This window comes from Terriglobales bacterium, from assembly GCA_035487355.1.
Lineage (GTDB): Bacteria > Acidobacteriota > Terriglobia > Terriglobales > Acidobacteriaceae > QIAW01.
Genome location: DATHMF010000076.1, coordinates 1 through 9,494, shown reverse-complemented (window position 1 = coordinate 9,494; position 9,494 = coordinate 1). Strand labels below are relative to the sequence as shown.

5 protein-coding genes are annotated in these 9,494 nt (G+C 54.1%); 4 read left to right on the top strand and 1 reads right to left on the bottom strand.

Features of this window, described 5'->3' with window-relative positions:
• The 4 genes from VK738_14020 to VK738_14005 form a co-directional block, all read left to right on the top strand.
• Positions 1 to 1,680 (top strand): VWA domain-containing protein (locus VK738_14020; protein ID HTD23771.1); only part of this gene is annotated, 1,680 nt, incomplete at its 5' end.
• Between the two features lie 1,043 nt (positions 1,681 to 2,723).
• Complete coding sequence (locus VK738_14015) at positions 2,724 to 4,409, top strand: carboxypeptidase-like regulatory domain-containing protein (GenBank protein HTD23770.1); 1,686 nt, start codon at positions 2,724 to 2,726, stop codon at positions 4,407 to 4,409.
• A gap of 5 nt (positions 4,410 to 4,414) precedes the next feature.
• Complete coding sequence (locus VK738_14010; GenBank protein HTD23769.1) at positions 4,415 to 6,100, top strand: carboxypeptidase-like regulatory domain-containing protein; 1,686 nt, start codon at positions 4,415 to 4,417, stop codon at positions 6,098 to 6,100.
• Positions 6,101 to 6,219: 119 nt separating this feature from the next.
• Entirely contained in the window at positions 6,220 to 8,427 is a 2,208-nt protein-coding gene (locus tag VK738_14005) for a hypothetical protein (GenBank protein HTD23768.1), read from the top strand.
• 73 nt (positions 8,428 to 8,500) lie between these two features.
• Here the strand turns inward: VK738_14005 and VK738_14000 are convergent, their stop codons facing one another.
• On the bottom strand, positions 8,501 to 9,160 hold the full coding sequence (locus VK738_14000; protein HTD23767.1) for a polysaccharide lyase family 7 protein: 660 nt from the start codon (positions 9,158 to 9,160) through the stop codon (positions 8,501 to 8,503).
• Positions 9,161 to 9,494: the final 334 nt, after the last annotated feature.

The window sequence follows — 9,494 nt, the reverse complement described above, 5'->3', positions numbered from 1 at the left end:
CTCGGCAGCTCTCTGCTGGTAAACCAGGATTTCACCTCCGACCACGACCTGCTGTTGAAGACCCTGCACGCCTTCAATACAAGCGCCGGCCAGGGATTTGAAGAAGGCTCTACGGGCACAACGGAAGGCACACCCGATACCGGCCAGGCCTTCACCGCCGACGATACTGAATACAACATCTTTAATACCGATCGCCGCCTCGAGGCCCTGCGCTCCATCGGCGAACAGCTCGCGCACGTAGACCAGAAGAAATCGGTGATTTATTTCTCCAGCGGCATGAATCGCACTGGCATCGAGAACCAGTCTGAATTGCGCGCAGCAACCAATGCTGCAGTGCGCGCCAATCTTTCCATCTATACCGTGGATATTCGCGGTCTGCAGGCGATGCCGCCGGGCGGCGAAGCACAGTCGGCCAGCCTACGCGGTACTGCCGCCTACTCCGGCCGGTCCACTCTGAATCAGTATGATTCCAATTTTGCCAGCCAGGAAACTCTGGTCACCCTCGCGGGTGACACCGGAGGCAAGGCCTTCCTCGACTCCAACGATTTCGGCAAAGTCTTCAGTGGCGTGCAGGAGGATACATCCACTTACTATGTTCTTGGATATCACAGCACCAATCCAGCACGCGACGGCCGCTATCGCCGCATCGCCGTGCAAATCAATCGGCCCGGATTGAAGGTGGACTATCGCCACGGCTACTATGCGCCCGCCGACTTCCAGCACTCTACACGCGAAGACCGTGAACGGCAGTTGGATGAAGAGCTGGCCTCTGAGCTGCCCAGCACCGACCTGCCGGTCTATCTCTCTACCGGCTACTTCCGCCTTGCGGATAACAAGTTCTTCGTTCCAGTCTCGGTGGTCGTACCGGGCTCTGCCATCCCCTTTACCCGCAATGGAGACCAGGACAAAGCAACACTTGATGTGCTTGGCGTAGTGCTCGACGAAACCAAGCAGGCCGTCAGCCAGATCCGCGATACCGTCAAGCTTAACTTGAACACCTCTGCCGAGGTGCAACGCAAGAACGTACAATATGACGCCGGATTCCTGCTGCCGTCCGGAAAATATCATCTGAAGCTGGTCGTGCGCGAAAACCAGAGCGGGCTCATGGGTTCCTTCGAGACCGATCTTGTAATTCCCGATTTGAAAACCACTCCGCTGAAGATGAGTTCGGTCGTGCTGGCCAGCCAGATTCAGCCTTCCAACCGTAAAACCAATAATCCGTTGGTCCGCGACGGATCAGAGCTGATCCCGAACGTAACCCACGTGTTTTCCTCAGGCCAACACCTGTATTTCTATTACGAGGTTTACGATGCGGCCCATGACAGCAACAGCGCGGCCGCAACAGCCAATAATCCAACCGGCAGACCGGCTGCGGGCGGAACATCCGCCGGCAGCCCACCAGTAAGCGCCCCGGCCGCAAATACGAAAGTTGTGAACAGCAAAACCGCGATCCACGTCCTCACCAACGTTGCTTTCTTCCATGGAAAGGCCAAAGCCTATGAGACCCCGCTGGTCGAAGCCAAAGAAATTACCGTGCCCAATCGCCGCGCCACCGTCTTCCAACTCGATGTCCCGCTGACCGATCTGAAACCCGGCTTCTATACCTGCCAAGTCAACGTGATTGACGATGCCGCCGGACACTTCTTGTTCCCGCGCCTGGCATTGCTTGTGCGCCAGTAGTTCCTTTCAACAGGTTAACTAACCGGTAAATTCGTGCCCTGACGGTCAGGCGCTGTAACGAGTAAACGGAGGCACACTTGCTGGCAAGTGGTTGGACCACCTGAAACAGTCATGATCGCCGCATATTTACTGGGGAAAATCGCTTTTGCGGCGGACACTTGCTGAGATAGTCTGTTGTATTTACTGGATAGATATCCCCCCAGGTGGTTCTAAGTTACTGCCTTTGCGATTTTTCAAAGACCAAATTCGCTTTGCCAGGCGCAAATCATGGGGGATCCCGGCTCCAGGTAGTGGGGGCGGGGTACCTTGCTAGCTCGTCAGTTGGGTCCCGAAACGCTCCGATAACCCCGTATTTACTGGGGAAACTTACTTTCAGGTGGGGGACTAGCTTAATAGTCAGTGCTCAGTACCCGGTGTTCAGTACTCAGGAAGCTCGCTGGCGGATTTCACGAATCGGGGGGCCCTTGGCAGCTTGTATTACTCCCCCACCCCCCATTACTTAGAGTAGTGTTGCAGCTCTAAACCATTGGCCTTCAATTCATTACGAAGGGGCTCAATAGCCGGGGAGTAGTCAGAGAGGGGTCAATTGACTATATATCCGTAAACACGGAGTGAGGAGGAGGACTGGCTTGGGGAACATGAAGGCGGACGTCCGATCCGCATCTGGCGTCGAATTTTCAAAGAACTTATGGGGCTTTTTTAACCCTTAGCCCTCCGCATTCTGGATGCTGGATACACTTCCAAGCCCATGATGACCTATGATTTACCAGGAATCAATAGTTTGATACCACTTTGGTGCCATTTTGCGGACGGGATGGCCCACACAAACCCGGGGTGCCTGATTGGATAAGAGGAAAGGCTCCGTCCGACACAGTATTCTTCTGGTGCGCGGCATTTGCGAAGTGATTGACCCACTACCAAAATTTTCGACGCAAGAAAAACCTTCACCTTCGTTCCTAATACCGTAAGACGAACTGAGTCACCAGCAAAATGATTCCCAGATTAATAGCTTGAAAGGGAAATTCAGGCATCACAGCAAAAATATGGCTACAATTATCTCCTCCGTTATGCGCCGAGTGTCAGGCCAGCTTTGCTTGTGCGTCACCCTTCTGCTTTGTGCGGCCTGCACTTTTGTTGTTCCTCTCAAAGCGCAGACTTGCGGCGATGTCATGCAGCTCGGCGAAGGCGATCAGGGCGCCTACACGCTGAATGGGACTGTAGTCAATTCTGTAACCGGCGAGCCGTTGAGCCGTGCCGTTGTGCAGCTCAATGCCGAAGGACAGCGCGCGACCTTTACCGACCATGAAGGCCACTTCCAATTCACCGGATTGCCACTGCTGCGCGGCACTCTGGTCGCTCACAAACCCAACTTTTTCGATGAGAGTGAGCTCAGGACCGGCCAGTCCTCCCAGCAATCTGTGGAAGTTGGTCCCGGCATTCCCCCGGTCGTCATCAATCTGATACCCGCCGGGGTGATCGCTGGACACGTGAATGATTCGACCGGCCTGCCGCTCGAAGGCGTCACCTTAGGTCTCATCAGTTCACGGATTGTGAATGGGCGCAAGCAGTTGCAACAGCGTTGGAGCACAAGCAGCCAAGAAGAGGGCGAGTTTCGCATCCCCAACCTCCCCCCGGGCTCCTACTATGTCGTCGCCCGGCCGAGATGGAACCGCAACCTGGTTACGACCAACGGCGCGACAAAAGAGGAGGCCTTCCCCACCGTCTATTATCCCGATGCCTCCGATCTTGCCGGCGCCACGTCAATTCAACTCACGGCCGGCCAGCGCGCACAAGTAGAATTCACGCTCAGACCAGCGCCTGTATTTTCCATTGCCGGTATGGTCACCGGTTATACCTTTGGGCGTGGGGTGGGCTTGCAATTCGTAAGCAGCTCGGGCGATCCCATCTCGTCGGCCATGCGATTTAACCAGGAAACCGGCACATTCCAGGCGCGGGTTGCCTCAGGGGTTCCGTGCATCATTAAAGCTCATGGGGAGGACCCAACCGGGCGCCCGCTTTACGCTGAAAAGACTCTGAACCTAACCGGGAATCTCGCGGGGATTCATCTTGCTCTTATTCCATCACTTTCCATTCCCATTATTGTGCGGATGGAGGAAACCAAACCGCAGCCGACTGAAGAGGGTTTTTATCAGAATCCCGTTACGAGAAAATATATACCTCTTCAAATTCATCTCACGTCCCTCGACCGCTCGCGTCCCGATGCATGGAGCAGTATAGAGGGAGAGCCGGAAAATCCCTCTCTCGCAATCCGCAATATTGAAGAGGGAAAATACAGGATTGAGACCATGTCTCAGAACAACTCATGGTACGTAAAATCCATCTCTTACGGCAGCACAGATCTGCTTCGGGAAGATCTGGTAGTTGCACCCGGCGGGTTGTCCTCTCTCGAAGTTGTGCTGAGCGACGATGGTGCGACACTGAGCGGAAGCGTGCAATCCGATGATCTTGAAGGCTCGGCGACGGTACTGGTTGTGCCGGAGCGCACTCCGCAGGCCGTAAAAACGGTCTACGTCAACGGGAATGGCGGGTTCTACGTAAACGATCTTGCTCCCGGCGATTATAAAGTGCTAGCTTTTGATTATCTCGATGGGCTGGAGTACACCAATCCTGAGGTTTTACGCGAGTATTCCTCAAAGGCGGCGGAGATCAGCTTACAATCCAACGAAAAAGCTACCATCAAAGTTGATTTGGTCAGGATAGGAGAATAATCAGCTTGTTACCCAGCTTGCCGCTAAAAGCCGCCGCCATTTGTTTCCTATTTCTGACTGTCGGATTGGCCGCGCAGCAGCCCAGCGCCTCGGTCTCGGCGCCCGCGCGAAAAACTTTCCAGATTAGTGGAATTGTGGTCCATGCGCAGACAGGTGAACCGCTTGCACTGACCCAGATTTCGATTGGTCTGGCCGGCGGCAGCGATCCATTCCCTGACCTTCAATCGGTGGTTACCGGCGAAGATGGCCGCTTTCTGTTCAAGAACCTCAGCCCCGGCAAATATGCGTTGGTCGCCGAACGCAAAGGATTTCCCCGACAAGCATTCAACCAGCATGAGTATTTCTCCTCTGCTATCGCGGTCGGTCCCGATAAAATCTCAGAGAATCTTGTGTTTCGCCTGTTGCCCGAAGGTTCGATCTCCGGCAAGATCAGTGACCAAGAGGGCGACCCGGTACAAAACTGCCGGGTAATGCTCTTTGAGAAACGAGTCGAAAATGGAGAGCAGGGGACCTTCATGCGCACCCAGGTCCAAACTGATGATCAGGGGTATTATCATTTTGGGCATCTTCACTCCGGCACCTACTTCGTAGTTGCCTCGGCGCAGCCCTGGTATACCCAATACAAGCCACAGACAGTACAGGCGCCTTCGAACGAGAATTCAGGGTCTCAGGCCAGCAACGGTAATGCCGAACTCGACCGGGCATTCCCACTTACGTACTATCCGGCGGCGAATGAGCCCGATGGGGCCAGTCCTATTGCGATTGAACCAGGCAGTCAGCTTACCGCCGACATCACTTTAAGTGCCGTTCCTGCCCTTCATCTGCGCCTTACCAATGCAAGTCTCGATTCCTCGCAGAACGTGCAGGTTACATTTACGCAGAGCGTGTTTGGTAACTCCGGCTTTTTTGTGAATGCGCAGACAAATCGCCGCAGCGATCCTGATGCACTGGAAGTCACGGGTATCGCGCCCGGGCACTACGACATCAATCTACAGATATCCAGTCGAGATAATGGTAATAAAAACACTACCCCGAGCAGCCGCCACCAAACAGCAACTCTCCTTAGAGACGGCGAGATTGATGCCACAAAAGGTTCAGAATCAGCCTTGGTCGCTGGAATCGTAGAATTTGAAGGTTTCGCGAATCCTCCGGTTGGAGCATCCATTCAACTTCACAACCGTGAATCGGTCCAGGGGCATGGCAGTCGCATCCTGTCCGATGGAAAATTCGAGGCTGTTTTACTTCCTGCGGGGCGATACGAGGTCTTTGTGCCCAACGCTGGAGGGTTCTTTGTAAAGAGCATCGCTGCCGACGGCGCCAAGGTATATGGTCATACGATTGAAATTAAAGATCCGGGCTCTATCCAGTTGGCGGTGGTGGTCTCCAAAGGAGTCGGTGTTATAGAAGGAGTGGTACTGCACAACGACAAATCAATGGCAGGCGCAATGGTTGTGCTTGTGCCTCAAGACCCGGTAAACAATGCGCGGCTATTTCGCCGCGACCAGAGTGACAGTGATGGGACTTTCATATTGCGCGACGTGCTGCCCGGCAAGTACACCCTGCTGGCAATCGAGAACGGTTGGGACCTGGAATGGGCAAACCCTACAGTGCTCCAGCGCTATATGTCAAAAGGTGAAACCGTGCAGGTCGAACCGAAAGGCAAATACAATGTCGCGGTCAAGCTGCAGTGATTGCATTCTGATCTCAAAATAATAAAAAAATGTGACTCAGGGAAATCTGTCATTGACTTCCTCCATGCCAGGGTCTATGTTTGCTCTCTGCTATTGGGTCCTTCCAGGAGGTCTTTACTATGAAGCGGTGTTATTTAAGGAAATTTCTCTCCTGCCGCATAGCATATACCCTGCTGTTAGCCGCAACCCTAACCGTGCGAGTCTTTGCCGGCGATCATGACGTACATCCCCTCTTCAACCTGGAGAAGCTCTCGCAGTCGCCCTTTCCCAGCAATCGTTTTACGGTGCGCGACCCTACGCAAAACACTCACTTGCGCGTTCATTTGCCGCTGCCCGATTGTGCAGCCCGGCCCTCGGACTGCATTGATACGAAGCTGTTGAACCAGCTTGATGGATTCAATCTGCAGCCGCGCCTTTCCATACCCTTTGATGGACCGATTGATGTAAGCACCGTCAACAGCCACACGGTGTTCCTCGTCAAAATAGACAACTTGTCTGATCCGGATGATTCCCATTTGCACACCATCGGCATTAATCAGATTGTCTGGGACCCGGCCACGTTCACACTGTATGCCGAATCCGACGAGCATCTTGATCAACACTCGAATTACCTGCTGATTGTGACCACAGGCGTTCACGACGCAACCGGAGAGCCCATAGAGCCCTCAGAGAGTTTCGAAGGGCTGCATGAAGATGAAGACAGAGACTGGGATTCCGATCATGACCATGACCATGACAAAGACTCGCAGTCGCGGTTGTATCGAGAGCTGCTTGCTCGCCTGCTGCACAAAGATATTCTGCGGCAGATAGATGACGATCTCTCGCCGAAAGATATTGCCGTGGCCAGCTTGTTTACCACCGCGAGCGTAACCTCGACGCTGCAAAAGATCCTTGCCCAGGTCAAGGCTGCGCCTGCGCCGGCCGCCAATTTCAATTTGGGGTTGAGCGGAGAGCGCACAGTCTTCCCTGCCGGCTCCATTGTTGGGATCCTGCATCAGGAGGAGGTAACAACAGCACCTACGTTCCAAACTGTGGTCGTGCCTACTTTGGCATTGCAAGTCTTTCCTGGCGCTGTCTCCGCGATCGCTTTTGGCAAGTTCTCTGCGGCCAACTATGAGGCTCCGGGCGCTTTTATTCCTGCAGTTCCTACTCGCACCGGGCTGCCCGCCGTTCAGAGCACACAAGACGTCTACTTCAACTTATTTCTTCCTTTCGGTAAGCGACCTGCCAACGGATGGCCGGTTGCCATTTTCAGCCACGGATTTGGCGACAATAAAGACAATAGTCCTTACGCTGTGGCCGCCACTCTGGCCACGGCCGGCATTGCAACCATCACCATCAATACGGTTGGCCATGGTTTTGGCCCCATCAGTTCATTGACAGTGTTCCGGCACAACCTTCCGTTCGTTATCCTTCCCTCGGGAGGACGCGGTGTTGACCTCATCGGTAACGGCATAATTACTTCTATTGGAGGCTTTCTGACTGCGCCGCCGCGCAGCAGCCTGGCTGCGCGCGACGGTGTGCAGCAGACCGTGGCCGATTTGTTGCAACTCGTCCGCGTCATTCAAGGTGGAGTGGATGTAGACGGCAATGGCTCCGTGGCCTTGGATCCCTCGCGCATCTACTTCTATGGGCAGTCGCTGGGTGGCATCACCGGCACTGTCTTCCTGGGCATTGAGCCTGATGTCCGCGCCGGCGTTGTCAACGTGCCCGGAGGTTCGTTTAGCGATATCTCGCGCCTCAGCCCTGACTTTCGCCCGCTCGCGGGATTGCTGCTGGCGACGCATGTGCCCTCTTTGATTAATGTTGGCGGTCTTACGTTCAATGACAACGAGCCTTTGCGAAATCAGCCACCGGTCATTAATACCGTGCCTGGCGCCACGGCCATCCAGGCTTTCTTCGATAATAGTGAATGGCTGGGGCAAGCTGGTGATCCGGTAGCGTGGGCGCCTTTTATCCGCAAAGCACCGCTGAAGGGCGAAAAGAAAAAGGGCATCATTCTTCAGTTTGCCCGCGGAGATGAAACCGTACCCAACCCAACCACCACGGCAATCATCCGCTCTGGCAATCTCGTTGATCGCACAACCCTGTTTCGCAACGATCTTGCTTTTGCCCTGGGCGTCGGATTCCCCAAAAACCCGCATGGGTTCCTCACTAACCTTGCCGCGCCGCTTCCCGTTGCTAGCGTTGCAGTCGCAACCCAGCGGCAGATTGCAATATTTTTTGCCTCTGACGGAGCCATCACGATTGATCCGGATGGACCTGGGCCGCTCTTTGAAACACCGATTGTGCCGCCCTTGCCGGAAGATTTGGCTTTTATCCCATAGCTGAAAAAACCGATCCCACATGTGCTCAGCACGTGTGGGATCGGAACTTTTCAAACTGTAAACTACTTTCTGTTTACTTCGACCAGAGCGTCAGGTTCTTAATAAAGACTTCCATCTTCTTGGTCTCGCCATTTTGCGCATAGACGCCGGTTTTCATATAGAAGTCGCCCGCGCCATTGTCGTGCCTGGTGAGCACGAGCGTTCCATTGATGTAAACCGTCATCAGCCCGGTCTTCGTATCATGGATAACGTTCAGGTGGAACCACTTGTTATATAGGTTGCTGGCGAGCTGCGTGCCGCTGTACAAATGCAATGAGCCGCCGTTGCTGACCTCGAAGAACAACATGAGAGTGGTAGCACCGAACTTGGGAGACTGGGCGTTGCCGGTGTGGATCTGCATCAGGTCCACGCCGCCAGTACCGCTTGGCACCATCAGGTCAGCGGAGTACTGATGTTGCCCGCTGGTGTAATCATCGAAGCGCATCTCGGTGCGCGGTTTGGTTGTGTTCCCTGGGGCAAAGGGTTTGTCATTGCTGAAAACCACGAAGTGGTAGACCCCGTTGGTCAACGTGAACCGCGAGCTTTCCGGCACGTTGAACGGCCACTGCACTTTGAAGGTCAGCGGATCCTGGGTCCATCCTGTGGTGAGCCCAGCGAAGGCATTTGTTGCCAGTATGCACGCGGCAATCGTAACCGCACACACGAACACCTTGATCATCTTTGGTCTCGACATGATTTTTTCCTCTGAAGATAGATTTGTTTACAAATTTCCCGCCTGCAACAGACGGTTCGTGTGCGGTCGGCCATCTTACGAAATACGCTGGAAGGGTGCGTCCATCAGCGGCTTGCTGGTCGGGCGGAAGCAGCTTAATGCTTTTGCCCTAATCTTTCAAGCATTAAGCAAGCATTAAGTCGTGTTAACGCTATCGGCGATTCAGTTCTGCCGTTTCTCTCTGGTGCAAGGAACCTGGATTTGGCATACTACACAGGCTTCTGCATCCCATTCGACCCTGTTCATGGGTTGATAAAAATGCCCACGCCTATGGGTAATCAAAACACCGTCAAAA

What these genes read in the sequence shown, in the direction of transcription:
- VK738_14015 (HTD23770.1), top strand. Translation starts at nt 2,724, where the DNA reads ATGGCTACAATTATCTCCTCCGTTATGCGCCGAGTGTCAGGCCAGCTT.
- VK738_14005 (HTD23768.1), top strand. Translation starts at nt 6,220, where the DNA reads ATGAAGCGGTGTTATTTAAGGAAATTTCTCTCCTGCCGCATAGCATAT.
- VK738_14000 (HTD23767.1), bottom strand. Translation starts at nt 9,160, where the DNA reads ATGTCGAGACCAAAGATGATCAAGGTGTTCGTGTGTGCGGTTACGATT.